This window comes from Tractidigestivibacter sp., from assembly GCF_057241865.1.
On the sequence record NZ_DBHHPX010000004.1, the window covers coordinates 39,410 to 56,848 of the forward strand.

Here is a 17,439-nt window from a genome sequence, read left to right on the forward strand (position 1 = left end):
CTACCTCCCGTTCCTCATGGTCTCGAAGGCGACCTCGACCGCCTCGTTGTGGGTCTTTCCCGCGGCCTCAGCGGCCTCGGTGAGCTCGAGTGCAACCTCGTACTCGTGCGGGATGACCTTCACGAACTTGTCCTTGATGTCGTCGAACATGTAGAGCATCTTGATGCCGCGCGGGCTCTTGGTCCTTCTCGCATGCTCCTCGATGAGGGCGCGGATGGACTGGAAGTCGCGCTCGGTGGGACGCTTGAGCCCTACCATGTCGGTGTTGCAGCGGCTGGGAAGCGTTCCGTACTCGTCGTAGACGAAGGCCATGCCACCGCTCATGCCCGCGGCAAAGTTGATGCCAACCTCGCCAAGGATCAGTGCCACTCCACCCGTCATGTACTCGCAGCCGTGGTTGCCCACACCCTCGCAGACGATGGTGGCACCGGAGTTGCGCACGCCAAAGCGCTGGCCCGCCAGGCCGTTGATGAAGCCCTTGCCGGCCGTGGCACCGTAGAAGGCGACGTTGCCAATGGAGACGTTCTCATCGAACTTGTACGTGGCGCCAGATGAGGGTGCAACGGTGAGCACGCCGCCGGAGAGCCCCTTGCCAAAGTAGTCATTGGCATCGCCGGAGATGTTAATCGTGATGCCGGCGGGCAGGAAGGCGCCAAAGCTCTGGCCACCGGAGCCCTCGCAGTCGATGGTGATGGAGCCCTCCGGCAGCCCCTCCGGGTGCGCACGGGTGACCTCCGAGCCCAGCATGGTGCCAACGCAGCGGTTCACGTTGGCAATGTCGGCATGGAAGTGCACGGGGGTGAGCGTGCGGCGCGCGGTCTCGGTGTAGGGCACGAAGAGCGTCGAGTCCAGGGTGCTGGAGAGCTCGTCGGCAGGCCCCATCTCGGGCAGGAAGTGGCGGGCGGCAGCACCGGGGACGCTCTTGCCGTACTCGTTGGTCGCGCTTGCGAGGACGGGCGACAAGTCGATGGTGTTTGCCTTCCAGTTGCCCGGAACCTTGACCTGGCGCAGGCACTCGGGGTGCCCCACCATGTCCCGGACCGTGCGGAAGCCAAGCTCGGCCATGATGTGGCGAAGCTCCTCGGCCACGAGATACATGAAGTTGACCACGTGCTCGGGCTTGCCGTGGAAGCGGTTGCGAAGCTCGCAGTTCTGCGTGGCGATGCCCATGGGGCAGGTGTCGGTGTGGCAGTCGCGCTGCATGAGGCAGCCAAGCGCGAGCAGGACAACCGTGCCAAAGTCAAAGACCTCGGCACCGAGAAGTGCCGCCACGGCCACGTCGCGGCCATCCATGAGCTTGCCGTCGGCCTCGAGCTCCACGCGAGAGCGCAGGCCGTTTCTCAGCAGCGTCTGCTGGGTCTCGGCAAGCCCAAGCTCGAGCGGCAGGCCCGTGTGGTAGATGGAGTCGCGCGGAGCGGCGCCGGTGCCGCCGTTGGCGCTCGAGACCAAGATCTTGTCCGCACCGCCCTTGGCGACGCCAGTGGCAATGGTGCCCACGCCTGCCTCGGAGACGAGCTTGACCGAGACCTTTGCCTTGGGGTTGGCATTCTTGAGGTCGAAGATGAGCTCGGCCAGGTCCTCGATGGAGTAGATGTCATGGTGCGGCGGTGGCGAGACAAGGCCCACGCCAGGCGTGGAGTGGCGCACCTTGGCAATCCACGGCCAGACCTTGGTGCCGGGCAGGTGCCCGCCCTCGCCGGGCTTGGCGCCCTGGGCCATCTTGATCTGGATCTCCTCGCCGGAGACAAGGTATCGGCTTGTCACGCCAAAGCGTGCGGAGGCAACCTGCTTGACCTTGGAGTTTGCGGAGTCACCGTTGGCAAGCGCGGCCTCGCGGTCGGGACTCTCGCCGCCCTCGCCCGTGTTGGACTTTGCGCCAATGCGGTTCATCGCGATGGCAAGCGCACGGTGCGCCTCATCGGAGATGGCGCCAAAGCTCATGGCGCTGGTCTCGAAGCGCTTCACGATGGAGTCTGCGCTCTCGACCTCGTCCAAGGGCACAGGACCAGAGGCCAGTGGCACGAACTCGAGAAGGTCGCGCAACATGATGGTGCGTCCCTCGGGGTGCAGCGCCTTCGAGTATTCCGAGAAGAGCTCGGGGCTGTTCTCGCGCAGGGCACGGTGCAGGAGATAGATGACCTGCGGCGTGATGATGTGCTCCTCACCGCCAAGCGGACGCCATTTGGTGATGCCCGAACTGGCAAGCTGCGTGGGAGCGGGCGTCTTGAGCAGCGCCAGCGCCTCGTCATAGCGTTCGTTGCACTCGCGCTCGACGCCGTCCTCGTCAAGGCCTCCCACACGCGAGACGGTACCCGTGAAGCAGCGGTCAACAAAGCCCTGGTCAAAGCCAATAACCTCGAAGATCTGCGCAGAGTGGTAGCCCTGCATCGTGGAGATGCCCATCTTGGACATGATCGAGACGATGCCGGCGTTGACCGCGCAATCGTAGTTGGAGACGCCCTCCTCGGCGCTCACGTCTAGGGAGCCGTGCTCCGCGAGGGCGCGGATGCACTCATGCGCCATGTAGGGATAGATGCCCGAGGCGGAGTAGCCCACGAGCGTGGCATAGTCGTGCGGGGTGATTGCGTCACCGCACTCGACCACAAGATCGGCCTTCATGCGGATGCTGCTGCGAATCATGTGGTTGTGGACAGCCGAGACCGAGAGCAGGGACGGAATGGGCACCTGGCCCTCGCCCGCGCGGTCAGAGATGACCACCACATTGACACCGGAGCGCACGGCCTTCTCGACATCCTTGCACAGCGACTCGAGCGCAAGCTTGAGCGCGCCCTCCCCCACCTCACGCGGATACGTCGCCGAGAAGCACGCGGCGTGGAAGCCCTGGCGGTCGAGCGTGGCGATGCGCTCGAACTCGTCCCTGGTAAGGATGGGGTCGTCCAAACGGAGCAGCTGGCAGTTCTTGCGGGAGTCCTCGAGCATGTTGCCGTGGTTGCCCAGGTAGAGCACAGAAGACGTCACGAAGCTCTCACGGAGCGCATCGATGGGCGGGTTCGTGACCTGCGCGAAGAGCTGGTTGAAGTAGTCAAAGAAGGAACGCGGACGGGCAGAGAGCACGGCGAGAGGGACGTCCGAGCCCATCGAGGCCAAAGGCGGCTTGCCGGTGTTGGCCATGGGACGCACGGCTTCCTCGACGTCGTCGAAGTGGTAGCCGTGACGGGCGAGACGCTGCGTGAGCGGCACCTCGGCGTCAATGTCCTCAAAAGGGCTCTTCTCGCCCTTGGCAAGGTCACCCACCGAGAGGGTCTCCTCATCAATCCAGTCGCGGAAGGGCTTCTGCGAGGCAAAGCGTGCTTTGACCTCGTCGTCCCAGATGATGCGCCCCTGCGAGGGGTCAACCACGAACATCTGTCCGGGGCCAAGCGAGCCCGTCTGCAGAATCTCGTCGGGCTCGACCGCCAGGGCGCCTGCCTCGGAGGCAAGGATCAGGCGGGCGTCGTGCGTGACGTAGTAGCGTGCCGGGCGCAGGCCGTTTCTGTCGAGTGCAGCGCCGGTAATGCAGCCGTCGGAGAAGGCGATGGCAGCGGGACCGTCCCAGCTCTCGGTGAGCATGGACTGGTAGCAGTCGTAGGCACGACGCTCGTCGGAGAGCTGCTTGTTCTTGTCCCACGGCTCGGGAAGCAGCATCGTGACGGCGCGCGAGAGGGGTCTGCCGTTCATGGTGAGGAACTCGAGGACGTTGTCCAGGATGGCGGAGTCGGAGCCCTCACGATTGATGACGGGCATCACGCGGCCGAGGTCCGCACCAAGCACGGGCGAGTAGAACTCGGACTCACGGGCACGAATCCAGTTGACGTTGCCGCGCAGGGTGTTGATCTCGCCGTTGTGGACGATGTAGCGGTTGGGGTGCGCGCGCTCCCAGCTGGGGGTAGTGTTGGTGGAGTAGCGGGAGTGCACGAGAGCAAGCGCGGACTCTGCCGCGGCGTCGTTCAGGTCCAGATAGAAGTTACGCATCTGGGTGGCGACGAGCATGCCCTTGTACACGATGGTACGCGAGCTCATGGAGCACACGTAGAAGATCTTGCCCTCGAGCGCATGGTGGGCACTCGCGGCCTTCTCGATGGTGCGGCGGCACACGTAGAGCTTGCGCTCGAACTCGTCACCCGCGGGGACATCCGCCGGACGGCCAAGGAAGGCCTGATAGATGGTGGGCATGCAGGCAAGTGCCGTATCGCCCAGGTCATGCTGGTCGACGGGCACCTCACGCCAGAAGAGCAGGGGCACGCCCTGCTCGGCACAGCCCTCCTCGAAGACGCGACGCGCCACCTGGGCACCCTCTGCGTCTTGTGGAAAGAAGACCATGGCCACACCATACTCGCCCTCATCCGGAAGGAGGTGTCCGTACTTCTGGGCCTCCTTGCGGAAGAAGCGGTGCGGAGTCTGGAACAGGATGCCAGCGCCATCACCGGTATTTCTCTCCAAGCCCTTGCCGCCTCGATGCTCGAGGTTAACGAGCAGCGTGAGGGCGTCATCGAGCAACTGGTGCGACTTCTGGCCCTTGAGGTGAGCAATCGCGCCAATGCCGCAGGCGTCGTGCTCGAACTCCTCCCGGTACAGGCCCTGACCGGCGCTGGTGTCCTTGGCCACCTGGTTGGATGCCATGTATTCCCCTCTCTAAGCACCCGCGCATGCGGGCGTACCATGCGAGGCGCCCGTCACCTTCCCGCGGGAGCCCTACGTACCGATGGCAGTCTATGCTGGGTGTGTTTCATCAAGAAAAACTCGGACAGGTTGCTTCCCAACATACACACGCCCGAAACGCACTCGAAAAATGGGCAGGTGAGTGGATGAGACAAGGGGACAGTCCCCCTGTCTCACTGGCAGAAAGTCTCGCTCGTGCGTACGCAGGATGATGCATTCCTGACAGCCGGGGAGTCGCGGCTGGCGGGACAACCGCCGCACCCCTCTTCACCCGCCCATCGTTCATCGCCCTTCTGAAACCGGGTCTGCGCTTGACCGGTTGGCGAGGGATGCGTTTCAGAAAATGCGATGGACTCCGTAAGCGCGGCCCGACGCCCCGCCACCCGCAGCGTAGTCATCCCACTCGATGCAACCACACGCCGAAGTGGTGCCGAAAACGCCCTCAAGACGATGGATGCTAACCCACAGGGAATCGTGGGGAGAGGTGGGTTGCCATGCCCGAGCATCACATCACCGGCACCGGCAGGCTTCTAGACGAGGAGGGCTGCCTGAGAGAGCCCGGCTGGGCCACGCGGCCGCCCTTCACCTACGACCACGCAGACATCCAAGCGCCGCCATGGCGCATCAAGGATTGGGACTACTACCTCATAAACGACGAGCACTACGCCGTGGCGCTCACCTTCAGCGACCTGGGATACCTGGGGCTTGTCTCGGCATCGGTCATGGATTTCGCGGAGAAGACCTTCAAGACCACCTCTGAGCTCGTGCCGTTGCCCATGGGGTCAATGGGCCTTCCCGCAAGCTCCGATAAAGGGGACATCTCATGGGAGAACCCCCTATGCCGCGTAGACTGGCGCCATGTGGGCAACATGCGGCGTCTCTCGTTTTCCATGCGTGACTTTGACGAGGACGCGGGCGAGGACCTCGAGGTGGAGGTCCTGCTCGACCGGCAGCCGCGAGACTCGATGGTCATCTGCACGCCATGGGACGAAGACCCCCACGCCTTCTACTACAACCGCAAGATTATTGGCATGCGCGCATGGGGAGGCTTTCGTCGGGGTGGCCTCTTCCACGAGTTCCCGCGCGACGACTCGTTTGGCCTTCTGGACTGGGGGCGCGGCGTGTGGACAAACGAGAACACCTGGTATTGGGCGGCGGCGCAGGGTCGCCAAGCCGGGCACGTGGTGGGCCTCAACCTGGGCTACGGCTTTGGCAATACGCAGGCCGCCAGCGAGAGCATGGTCTTTGTAGACGGCATAGCCCACAAACTGGGACGCATTGACTTTGGCATCCCCGTGGGCGAGAACGGCTACGAGTACCTCTCACCCTGGCACATGACCGACGACGAGGGCAGGCTCGACCTTGTCTTCTCACCGGAGATCGACCGTACCGACAACACGAACCTCATCGGGCTCATCGTAAGCCGCCAGCACCAGGTGTTTGGGACGTTCAGCGGAACCGTAGTGCTCGACGACGGCAGGCCACTCTGCGTCACGGGGCTGCGCGGGTCCGCCGAGCACATCTACAACAAGTACTAGGGTGCGTTTGGGCGAGAAGGCTGGCCTCCTCCGCCCCAGTCCTGGCGGCGCTCCTACCTAAAGACCGTCATGAGCAGCGTCGATGCCACGATGATTGCCAGGCCCGCAAGCGAGCGCTTGGTGTAGGTCTCTTTGAAGACCGCCGCCGAGAAGGCCATGGACACCACGATCGACAGCTTGTCGATGGGCACCACGACGGAGACCACGCCGGTCTGGATGGCGTAGTAGTAGCAGAGCCACGAGGCGCCCGTAGCCACACCGGACAGGCAGATGAAGAGCAGCTCGTGACGGTCGACGCCGCAAACCTCTCCCATCTTGCCACGCATGCCGACAATGACCCACGCCATGACCAGCACAAAGCAGGTACGAATGGCGGTTGCGAGGTTTGACTCCACGCCCTCTATACCCACCTTGGCAAGGATCGATGTGAGTGCGGCAAAGACGGCCGAACCTATGGCATACCACTTCCACGATTGCCCCCGGACGTCGTGGTCCTGCCGCTTGCGCTCGACCATCATGAGGGTGCCCACAAGGATTCCTGCACACCCCACAAGCTTTACAGCAAGGTGGTTCGCCTCGCCAAACAACACGATGGCGAGAAGCACCGTGAGCACCGTCGAACACTTGTCAATAGGGACGACCTTGTTAACGTCGCCCATCGAAAGGGCCTTGAAGTAGCAGATCCAGCTTGCACCGGTCGCAAGACCGGAGAGCACCAGGAAGAGAAGCGAACGGGACGTCACCTGCCCGATGGTGGGAATTGAGCCCACCATGCCCGCCATAAGCCACGCGAACGCCAGGACGACGACGGTGCGCAGCGCCGTTGCGACGTCGGAGTCGGTGTGCCGTATACCGCACTTGGCAAGGATCGACGTGATGCCCGCAAAGAGAGCGGAGCCAATGGCAGCCAGAATCCACATAGGCCACGAGCCCTTTCCGTCCAAACGGACCAGCCAGCAGGTAATGCTAGGCCTTCTCGCCTGTGTGCTCAACCGCACCGCGCTCGGTCTCGTCGCGTTCGGAGCGGTCGTCATGGCCACCCGTCTCGGCGAGAAGCCCCCGGCGCGCAGCCTCAAGGTCGTCAAGCTGCTCGTCGGGAAGCTCCGGGTAGTGCGGGTCACAGCCCTCGAGCGTGTGAACGATAGCCTCCGAGACGAGCCAGCGCGCGTAGAACTTCTGGTCTGCCGGGATGACATACCAGGGCGCCTCCTTGGTGGCCGTATGGTCGATGCAGCGCTCGTAGGCGTCCATGTACTTGGGCCACAACTTGCGCTCGGCCACGTCGGACGAGGAGAACTTCCAGTTCTTGGACTCGTCGTCGATGCGGTCGAGAAAACGACGACGCTGCTCGGCACTGCTTACGTTGAGGAAGATCTTGAGGACGCGGTAGCCGTTCTCCCAGAGGTAGCGCTCGAAGTCGCGGATCTGGCGGTAGCGCTGGTCGAAGAAGTCGTCTTTGGGTGTATCGAGCACACGTTTGGGCATGTGGTAGGTCTTCTGGAGATCGTGCACTCGTACCACGAGCACGTCCTCGTAGTAGCTGCGGTTAAAGAGGCCAATGCAGCCGCGGCGCGGCAGCCTGGTTGCGGCACGCCAGAGGAAGTCGTGGGCAAGTTCCTCCGAGGAGGGCTGCTTGAAGCTTGCGACGGTAACGCCCTGCGGGTTTATGCCACTCATCACGTGCTTGATGGTGGAATCCTTGCCAGCGGCGTCCATTGCCTGCAGGATGACGACGACGCCCTCGCGACCCTCGGCATAGAGCTTGTCCTGGAGCTCTGCCATGCGCTGCGTGTTTACCTCGGTGAGGGCCTCGAAATTGGGTCGGAGCCCCTTCTCCACGTGGACGTCTGCGGGGTAGTCATCAAGCTTGAAATGACCCGACCCGTCAAACCTGTAGTCCTTAAGCTCCTGGAATTCCATGCGGATGCATCTCCTCATGCACTTTTGGCCAGCGCTTGCATACCGTCTCTCTACGTACCCGATAAAAGGTTGATTAACGCGCGGAACTGCGAAGCGCATCCTCCTCACGCATAAATGCGGGCATGGAACCCGTATTGGCGGCGGCTGCGATGTCAAGAAGCGCACTTGCTACGGAGTCCTCGGCCACCGGCCCAATATGCCAGCGTGCGGCAGCCACGACCTCGGGAGAGGCGTTCGAGACGGCGACGGAGTTGGGAACCCCCTCGATGATGGGCAAATCATTCTCCGAGTCGCCAAAGACGCAGACCTCATCGAGACCTATGCCCAGGTGCTCCACCAAGACCGCGAGTCCGGACATCTTGGAGACGCCCGTCGGCAGGATGTCCAGCGTCGAGGACGTGGGGCTGGGAAAGACGGAGTCGAACTCGGGGAAGTCTCGCGCAGCGCCTCCATGTGGGCACGCGAGTGGTCGCTGTGGATGTTGGCCTTCACATGGGTGCCTGCCGGGACATGCGCGGACGTGAGGTGGAATGCGTGGAAGGCCTTGGGATGGCATGCGATTTCCTCGTCTGTGACGCCTACGCAGACGTCGCAATCCTCGCACTCGTTGCCGTAGACGGTAAGCGCAGTGCGCTCACAGCGATGGCCGCATCCGACGCGCGACCCTGACCATAGGGGATCAGGGTGTTGTCAAGGTCTGAGAGTGCCAGGCGAATCACGGTAGCCCCCTCTGCCTGTGCGCTGTCTGTCGAGAAGAGCATGCGGCAGCAAGGGCTGATGTGATGGGGGGCACAAGTGGCCTTGGCGGCCATGCGCGCAACAAAAAACTGCCAAACTACACGCAAAAGTGAGGATATGAAGGTTATGTTCTGACTTAGAGAGAATTCTGGCGAATTGAACCTGTCGAATACCCCCAATGAATTACCGCCAACTGGGAAAACTCTCGCGGTGCAGGGCAGAACTCCGGCACACATGCACCCCTGATGGCCCCATGCCCTTCAAAACCTCAATTCTGTGTGCAGTTTTGGCATTTCTTCTTGCGCAAACGTTGTCCGAAGCCATCTAGATGCCGGCCAGGGCCCGGTAACGCTGCCGACCCCGCAAAAAAACGCCCCGCTGCTGAAGTCATCCGACAATGGCAGCGGGGCGACGAGCACGTTAGCACGAGAAGGTCGCAGGCACCTACCTGGCAGCGCTGACGGGCTCCTTCTTCTCGTTGAGCTCCTCCTCGATTTTGGCATCAAGCTCGGCATCCTTCTCGGCAAGCATCTTGGCCTTCTTGTCGACATCCATCATAGAGATGCTGTCCTCGTAGACCTTCTTGCCCGTGGGATGCTCCTCGGCCCAGATGCGATCGCCCTCGGGAGCCCACTTCTCGGCATATTGGGTCGTGCGAGCGCACAGATGGTCAACGTCCTCCGGGGAGGTGTACTCCGTGGACTTGGCGTTGGCATCGTGAACCATCTCGGGCAGGACCTCGGGGTTCTCGAGCATCGGGCAAGGGCGCAGCATGTTGTCATTCCAAGGCCAGTGGGAACGATACTCCTGGAAGATGGGCTGCTGCAGGCACTCGAGCCAGCTCTTCTCGTGAATGTTGGCGTTGGAGTAGTGAATGAAGACGCAGGGCTCAACATCGCCGCGGGCATTCACGTGGCAGAACACGCGACCGCCAGCGATGCAGCCACCAACAAACTCACCATCGTTCTGGAAGTCCATGGCCATGATGGGCTTGCCGCCCTCGTAGTCACGAATCTTGCGGATGCGGTCGATCATGTACTCGCGCTGCTCGATTGTTGGCATGAGGTCGGCGTTGGCGCCCTCGCCGACCGGCATGTAGTGGAAGTACCACTGCCACAGCGCACCATGTTCGAGGATGAAGTCGTAGTACTCGTCAGAGGTGACATCCTCGACGTTCTTGCGCGTGTAGCAGGTGGAGATGCCGAAGGGCACGCCGTTGGCGGTCATGAGGTCCATGGCACGAACGACCTCGTCGAAGGAGCCGTCGCCGCGGCGGCCATCGTTGGCGGTCTTGAAGCCCTCGAGCGACATCGAGAAGACGATGTTGCCAAGGCGCTTGCAATCGTCGCAGAGCTGCTGGTCGATGAGTGAGCCATTGGTGAAGAGGCCAAAGATGCAGTCATCGTGCTTCTCGGCAAGGCGGACGACGTCCTTCTTACGCACCAGGGGCTCGCCGCCGGTCATCATGAAGAAGTGCGTGCCAAGCGCCTTGGCCTCGGTGACGAGACGGTCCATGTCATCGAACGAGAGGTTGAGCTTGTTGCCGTAGTCGGCCGACCAGCAGCCGATGCAGTGCTTGTTGCAGGCGCTTGTGGGATCGAAGATGATGATCCAGGGCACGTTGCACTGGTGCTTCTCGGCAGACTGCGTGGTCTCACGCAGACCGCGGAAGGCGGACTCGTAGGCACCATTCAGAACGGCAACCTTCAGGATGTGCGGATCAACGCGATCCCTCACCAGCTGGATAAGGAAGTTCTCCCACTTAGAGCCAGGATAGAACGCTTTGCCAAGAGAGTTTGCCATGTCTGGCGCGGTGTCGGCGAGGAGCCTGCCGCCCATGTCCAGGAATTTGTTGATGGCCTCCTCGGGATGGTCTCCCCTCACGCCCTTGATGACCTGGTCGATAACAACACTAAATGCCTTGCGTTCAGCTGCGTGCGCGATTTTCGACTGCATAACCGTTCCTTTCGCCTAATGGCGGCGGTCGAAACCCCTTCGACCGATGTGTCACACTTCTCGTGGATGGTCAAATATTTTGACTTAGATTTGAAAAAAATCAACCCGTATCAAGAAAGTCTGAAGAACCATTAACACTCGAGGCGAGAAAGGCGTGGGCACGGTCCTGACAGCAGACCGGCATCGTACGTGGGCACAAGCCCCCTTCTTGTCAGACCAGCCTGGCACCCTAACCCCACGCCGTCCCTCTCGTCATTCGCGCGCAAATTCGCACGGCGTCTGGCCAATTGGCCGTCTATCATTACAAAGGCATCCGTTCGGGCGGCCGCCTGCGGCACCGGGCCCGCCGCCTGCACAGAACACCAGGTCATTTGGAGGCAACGTGACCATCGTCGACATGCTCCGCAAGAACGCCGAGCTCTATCCCACAGAGGTCGCCCTCGTGGAGGTCAACCCCCAGCGCCACGAGAACCGCCACATCACCTGGCGCGAATACGAGCTCGTCGAGACCACGGACGACGAGCCCTTTCGTCGCGAGATGACCTGGCAGGTCTTTGACGAGAAGGCCAACCGCTTTGCCAACCTGCTGCTCTCTCGCGGCATCCGCAAGGATGACAAGGTAGCCGTCCTGCTCTACAACTGCATCGAGTGGCTCCCCATCTACTTTGGCGTGCTCAAGAGCGGTGCCACCGTAGTGCCGCTCAACTTTCGCTACTCTGCCGAGGAGATCCGCTACTGCATCGAGAAGTCCGACGCCGACATCCTGGTCTTCGGCCCCGAGTTCATCGGCCGCGTCGAGGAGATCGTGCCCCAGATCCAAAAGGGGCGCCTGCTCTTCTACGTAGGCGACGACTGCCCCACCTGGGCCGAACCCTACCAGGAGCTCGTAGGCCTATGCTCCTCGGCGGACCCCATGATTCCGCTCTCGGAAGACGAGGACGCGGCGATTTACTTTAGCTCGGGCACCACGGGCTTCCCCAAGGCAATACTCCACCACCACCGGAGCCTCACCCAGGCTGCCATCATGGAGCAGAAGCACCATGGCCAGACGCACGACGACGTGTTTCTCTGCATCCCGCCCCTCTACCACACGGGCGCCATCATGCACTGGATGGGGTCGCTCGCCGTGGGCGGGCGCGGCGTCCTTCTGCGCGGCGTGAGCCCCAAGACCATCCTCGAGACCGTCTCAGCCGAGCGCTGCACCATCGTGTGGCTGCTCGTTCCCTGGGCGCAAGACATCCTGCTCGCCACCGAGCAGGGCACGGTCACGCTCTCCGACTACCGCCTCGACCAGTGGCGCCTCATGCACATTGGCGCCCAGCCCGTACCCAAGAGCCTGGTGCACCGTTGGCTCAAGGTCTTCCCCAACCAGCACTACGACACCAACTACGGCCTCTCGGAGTCCTGCGGTCCCGGCTGCATGCACCTGGGCGTGGAGAACGTGGACCGCGTGGGCGCCATCGGCGTGCCCGGCTATAACTGGGAGTGCAAGATCGTGGATGAGAAGGGCGAGAGGGTCGCGCCAGGCGTGGTCGGCGAACTCTGCGTCAAGGGTCCGGGCCTCATGGAATGCTACTACAAAGATCCCGCGGCAACAGCCGAGACCCTCGTCGACGGGTGGCTTCGCACCGGCGACATGGCCCGCCAGGACGAGGACGGCTTCTGCTGGCTGGTCGACCGCAAGAAGGACGTTATCGTGATGGGCGGCGAGAACCTCTACCCCGTACAGATCGAGGATTTTCTCGCCTCCAACCCCGCCATCCAAGACGTGGCCGTAATCGGCCTGCCCGACGAGCGCCTGGGCGAGATACCCGCAGCAATCATCGAGCTCAAGCCCGGATACGAGGACGCCACCGAGGACGGCATCAACGAGTTCTGCCTAGCGCTCCCCCGCTACAAGCGGCCGCGCAAGGTGATCTTCGCCGAGGTGCCAAGAAACCCCACGGGAAAGATCGAGAAGCCGCTGCTGCGTGAGAGGTACGGGGCGACGTGCCTCGTCGACCAGGAGAACAAGGCATAGCGGGCTCATCGCGAGGATTCCAAGGCGGGCAGTCCGCCAGGAGAGGAGAGGGCATGGGAAAGCAGCTTCTGTCAGGCAACGAGGCCGTCGCCGAGGGCGCATGGTCGGCAGGCGTAGGCGTGGGTACGGGATACCCCGGTACGCCCTCCACCGAGACCCTCGAGAACCTCGTGCAGCACAGTGACGTCTACTGCGAGTGGTCGCCCAACGAGAAGGTCGCCCTCGAGGTGGGCATTGGGTCCGCCATGGGCGGCCTGCGCACGCTTGTCACCATGAAGCACGTAGGCCTGAACGTTGCAGCCGACCCCTTCATGAGCGTCACCAACACGGGCACCAACGCAGGCCTGGTGCTTCTCGTTGCCGACGACCCTTCCATGTACAGCTCCCAGAACGAGCAGGACACGAGAAACTACGCTGCGTTCGCCCGCGTGCCGTGCCTCGATCCCTCCGACTCCCAGGAGGCCTACGACTTCACGCGCAAGGCGTTCGACATCTCCGAGCGCTTCGACACGCCGGTCATCCTCCACGAGACCATGCGCATCGCACACACGAGGACCATGGTCGAGTGCACCCACGAGCGCGACCTTGCGGCGGCCGCGCCGCGCGGCTACGAGAGCCAGCCGAGCAAGTACGTCATGATGCCCGCCTACGCCGTGGCACGCACCCGCGCGACCAACGAGCGCGAGGACGCCCTCGTGGAGTTTGCCGAGACGTGCGAGCTCAACCGCGTTGAGATGCGCGACACAAAGGTGGGCATCATCGTTGCCGGTGCCCTTTACAACCACGTACGCGAGGCACTGCCCAACGTCTCCATACTCAAGCTTGGCCTCACCTGGCCGCTGCCGCCCAAGCTTCTTGCGAGCTTTGCCACCTCGGTCGAGAAGGTCTACGTGGTGGAGGAGTCGTGCCGCTATTTCCGTGACCATGTGGCCGCACTGGGCGTGCGCCTCTCCGAGCCACCCGCCGCGCCGCTCCCCCGCTCCGGCGAAATCTTCCCCACAGACATCCAGAGGAGCTTTGGCGTGGCCACGGCCGCCCATCTCGAAGCCGCCACGGACCTCCCCCCGCGGCCGCCAGCGTTCTGTGCCGGCTGTCCCCACCGCCCTGTCTTCCACGAGCTGCGCCGCATGAAGGCCATCGTGACGGGCGACATTGGCTGCTATACGCTAGGTGCCGTCGCGCCCTTCCGCGCCGTTGACTCGGTCATCGACATGGGCGCCTCCCTCAGCATGAGCCACGGCATGGAGCTGGCCGGCGTCTCCGGGCGCACCAAGCGTCCCGTGGTGGGCGTCATTGGCGACTCCACCTTCGCGCACTCCGGCATCACGTCGCTTCTCGGCACGGCATACAACGGCGGCAGGGGGACGCTCCTCATCCTGGACAACCGCACCACAGCCATGACCGGTACCCAAGGCAATCCCGTGAACGGAGTCACCCTTTCCGAGCAAGGCGCGCGCATTAGCCCGCTTGTGGACGCAGGCGAGAAGCCCTCGGTTCTCGACCGCCCCGCGGGTCGTCCGCTCGACCTGCCGGCGCTCTGCCGCGCGATTGGCGTTGACGAGGTCATCGAGGCGGACGCGCAGGACCTTGCCGCCGTGCGAGCAGCACTCAAGACGGCCGTCTCCCACGAGGACCTGCTCTCGGTGGTGATCTTCCGCGCACCGTGCCGCCTGGTCGACCGCACGCACGCGCCGGCACCCGTTATTCGTGACTGCCGCCGCTGTGGCGCCTGCATCCAGATTGGCTGTCCAGCCCTGGGCAAGGACGAGACAAACTACGCCATCATCGACCCCACGCAGTGCGTGGGCTGCGGTCAGTGCGAGCAGGTGTGCCCCTTTGGGTGCATCCAGTCCGCGTAGGCCCAGCCGAAGCAAGGGAGGTAGAATACATGCCACACGCAACAGCATCCGCAGCCAGCTCAACCGTCCACATGGGCGAACGCGTGCATCTCGACCACACCATGACCGTTCTTCTCGTGGGCGTTGGCGGACAAGGCACGATCCTCGCCGGCAACATCCTTGCCATGACCGCCTCTGAGGCTGGCCTCGACGTGAAGGTCTCCGAAATCCACGGCATGAGCCAACGAGGGGGTTCGGTCTCGACCATCATCCGCATGGGCGAGCACGTTGACTCCATGGCCTGCGATCCGGGCACGGCCGATGTGCTTGTGGCCTTCGAGACCATTGAGGCCCTGCGCAACCAGCAGTTTCTCAAGGAGGGCGGCCGTCTCTTTGTGAATGACGAGACGATCGTGCCCGTACCGGTGAACATCGGTAACGCCCACATGCCCCAACACGTGGAGGCGCGCCTGGACAGGATTGGTGCCGTGCGGATTGATGCCGGGGAGATTGCCCGACGCGTGGGAAGCCCCCGCTCGACCAACGTGGTGCTGGTAGGCGCACTTTCGACGGCACTTCCCTTCTCGGTGGATGAGTGGCGCGATGCCATTGGCCGCCGCGTGCCGCCAAAGACCGTCGAGGCAAACCTTGCTGCGTTCGATGCCGGCCGCAAGGCGGCGGAGCGCTAGGGCAGACGAGAAGGGCTTGCGCTGCTCGATGGTGCCCGGGTTCCCACGTGGGCCCGGGCGCCGCTTCTTGTCGCTGGAGGTGAGAGGGCGACCGGGGTGCACGGGTTGGCAACCGTACGAGGCTCGGTCGCTCACGCACAACGGTTGCCTTTTGCCTCAGAGACTGCCGCCATGGCAGAGGAGGGCCATCGTGCGTACGCATAAGTCAGGACTGTTGACATGGCCCTCTCGGCCAACTGGCCAAACGCAACTCCCCTGTCAGAAAGTCTCGGTCGTGCGTACGCACAAGCCTGACCCGTTGCCAAGGGATGCCTTCAAGACCCTCTTTGTGGCCGAGAACCTCGGTCGTGCGTACGCACGAGCATCGAGATCCGCCAATCGACGGCGCCGCTAGCAGCTCGATGGCGAGAGCCCCACGGTAGAGATTCCGTATGGCCCACCTTCTCCTCGCACCGTAAGGGTGCTTTCAGCTTTACCATCAGCGTGGGTTGCGGTCGCCACGGTTCCCGCCCCACCACACAACAGCCGAGCAAGGGGGGGACGTTCGCATGCCGAAGCACTTCAGGCAGGACTGGACGCCGCGTCAGGACTCCAGGAGAAGTCTTGTCAGAAGCAGTCAGAGCAGGAAGGCCTTTCTCGCCCTATCGGTAGGGGCGCTGCTCGCACTGGGTGTGGGAGTCGCAATGACCCAAGCACCGGGCGCAACAGCCACCGCACCCCAAGCTGACAATACGCCCGACGCCCCTGACGCGTCCAGTTCGCAAGACACGCAAGACGCAACTGCCGCACAAGACGCCTCCGACGACCCGCGCGCGGCTGGGCTTGCCGTGGACCCAGACGCCCAGACGGACTGGAACTTCAAGAACAACGGCGAGAGCATCGTCTATCTCACCTTCGATGACGGTCCCTCCGCAAACACGCAGCGTGTGCTCGACATTCTCGACCAGTGCGGCGCAAAGGCAACATTCTTTGTGGTGGGACACGACCCCGACCACTATGGCATGATCAAGAAGGCCTACGATGACGGCAACACCATTGGCCTGCACTCCTACACGCACGACTACGCGAAGGTCTACTCCTCCGAGGACGCCTTCTTCGACGACCTCGACCAGATCGCGCAAGTCGTGAAGGACCAGATCGGCTACGTGCCCTATCTCGTGCGCTTCCCCGGCGGCTCGTCCAACACCGTCTCGGAGAAGTACTGCTCGGGCATCATGGACGTACTGGTAAACGACGTGCAGGAGCGCGGCTACCAGTACTATGATTGGAACGCTTCCAGCGGAGACGGGGCAGTGTGCACAACCGACCAGGTCATCGAGAACTCCTGCGCCTACGATGACTACCCCAACATCATCCTGCTCTGCCACGATGCCGCCACCAAGGACACCACCGTCGAGGCCCTGCCCAAGATCATCGAGCACTACCAGGCGCTGGGCTACCGGTTCGAGGCAATCGACCGCAGCACGATGGTGCCACACCATAAGGTCGCCAACTAGGCGCCACCGGCACGGCCGGCGTCGGCGGGCCATTGCACGTGCAGCCCGCCGTCAGCCGACCGACCAACAGCCGGTTCCGCCCCCAATACGACCGCTCGCCATCTTGCTCGCATCGGCCGGTCCCCAAGAGTGGAATCTATTCCATTGAGCCGGCATTTTCGGCCAGGGATCGTATCCGTCGCAGACGTTTGGAGTGAGCCGTATGGGTCAGTACGTACTTAACGAGAAGGATGGAAGGTACCTGTTTAACCTGTGCGCCAGCAATGGCCACATTATCGCCACGTCGATGGTCTTCCCCTCCAAGGACGATTGCCTGGATGGCATCGAGCGCATCCGCAAGACCGCAAGGGGTGCGGCGGTAGAGGACACGACCTCCCCCGACCAACAGCCCGTAGAGGCGCCAAAGTACCGCATCTTCCAGACCCTCTCAGGCAACTACTTCTTCCGCTTCTACCCCGATACGGGCAACGACCTAGCGCAGTCGCACTCCTATCCCCACAAGGACAGCCTGCTGAGAAGAATCGAGCGCATGCGCAACGAGGGCGATTCCCCGCTGTCGCAGACCGAGGAGTAGGCGCAGGGGCC

General features: G+C 62.9%; 11 protein-coding genes. 6 read left to right on the forward strand and 5 right to left on the reverse strand.

Going from position 1 to position 17,439, the window contains the following annotated elements; genetic code table 11:
- Window positions 1-4,620 (reverse strand): glutamate synthase large subunit, encoded by a 4,620-nt coding sequence (gene gltB, locus ACO59D_RS02230; RefSeq protein ID WP_485125593.1) that lies wholly within the window; start codon window positions 4,618-4,620, stop codon window positions 1-3.
- Between the two features lie 533 nt (window positions 4,621-5,153).
- Between gltB and ACO59D_RS02235 the strand changes: the two genes are divergently transcribed.
- Window positions 5,154-6,197 (forward strand): DUF2804 domain-containing protein, encoded by a 1,044-nt coding sequence (locus tag ACO59D_RS02235; protein ID WP_485125594.1) that lies wholly within the window; start codon window positions 5,154-5,156, stop codon window positions 6,195-6,197.
- A gap of 53 nt (window positions 6,198-6,250) precedes the next feature.
- On the opposite strand, the gene ACO59D_RS02240 is transcribed toward ACO59D_RS02235, so the two are convergent.
- From ACO59D_RS02240 to ACO59D_RS02255, 4 genes are all read right to left on the reverse strand, one after another.
- Complete coding sequence (locus ACO59D_RS02240; RefSeq protein WP_485125595.1) at window positions 6,251-7,117, reverse strand: EamA family transporter; 867 nt, start codon at window positions 7,115-7,117, stop codon at window positions 6,251-6,253.
- Between the two features lie 46 nt (window positions 7,118-7,163).
- Window positions 7,164-8,135, reverse strand: coding sequence for a polyphosphate kinase 2 family protein (locus ACO59D_RS02245; RefSeq protein ID WP_485125596.1), 972 nt, complete (start codon window positions 8,133-8,135; stop codon window positions 7,164-7,166).
- A 55-nt stretch (window positions 8,136-8,190) separates the two neighbouring features.
- A complete protein-coding gene (locus tag ACO59D_RS02250; RefSeq protein WP_485125597.1) occupies window positions 8,191-8,673 on the reverse strand; it encodes an HAD family hydrolase in 483 nt (160 codons plus the stop codon).
- Window positions 8,674-9,299: 626 nt separating this feature from the next.
- Window positions 9,300-10,811 (reverse strand): radical SAM/SPASM domain-containing protein, encoded by a 1,512-nt coding sequence (locus ACO59D_RS02255; RefSeq protein ID WP_130812567.1) that lies wholly within the window; start codon window positions 10,809-10,811, stop codon window positions 9,300-9,302.
- Window positions 10,812-11,193: 382 nt separating this feature from the next.
- Here ACO59D_RS02255 and ACO59D_RS02260 point away from each other — a divergent pair, with 382 nt between their 5' ends.
- The 5 genes from ACO59D_RS02260 to ACO59D_RS02280 all read left to right on the forward strand — a co-directional run bounded on the left by ACO59D_RS02260 (window position 11,194) and on the right by ACO59D_RS02280 (window position 17,428).
- Entirely contained in the window at window positions 11,194-12,831 is a 1,638-nt protein-coding gene (locus tag ACO59D_RS02260; RefSeq protein WP_485125598.1) for a class I adenylate-forming enzyme family protein, read from the forward strand.
- A 53-nt stretch (window positions 12,832-12,884) separates the two neighbouring features.
- Entirely contained in the window at window positions 12,885-14,690 is a 1,806-nt protein-coding gene (locus ACO59D_RS02265) for a thiamine pyrophosphate-dependent enzyme (RefSeq protein WP_485125599.1), read from the forward strand.
- A gap of 29 nt (window positions 14,691-14,719) precedes the next feature.
- The gene (locus ACO59D_RS02270; protein WP_485125600.1) at window positions 14,720-15,358 is read left to right on the forward strand and encodes an indolepyruvate oxidoreductase subunit beta; all 639 of its coding nucleotides are present in this window, start codon (window positions 14,720-14,722) and stop codon (window positions 15,356-15,358) included.
- Window positions 15,359-15,906: 548 nt separating this feature from the next.
- A complete protein-coding gene (locus ACO59D_RS02275) occupies window positions 15,907-16,854 on the forward strand; it encodes a polysaccharide deacetylase family protein (RefSeq protein ID WP_485125601.1) in 948 nt (315 codons plus the stop codon).
- Window positions 16,855-17,056: 202 nt separating this feature from the next.
- Window positions 17,057-17,428: a YegP family protein gene (locus ACO59D_RS02280; protein ID WP_485125602.1), complete on the forward strand. Its 372-nt coding sequence runs from the start codon at window positions 17,057-17,059 to the stop codon at window positions 17,426-17,428.
- The last annotated feature ends 11 nt before the right edge of the window (window positions 17,429-17,439 follow it).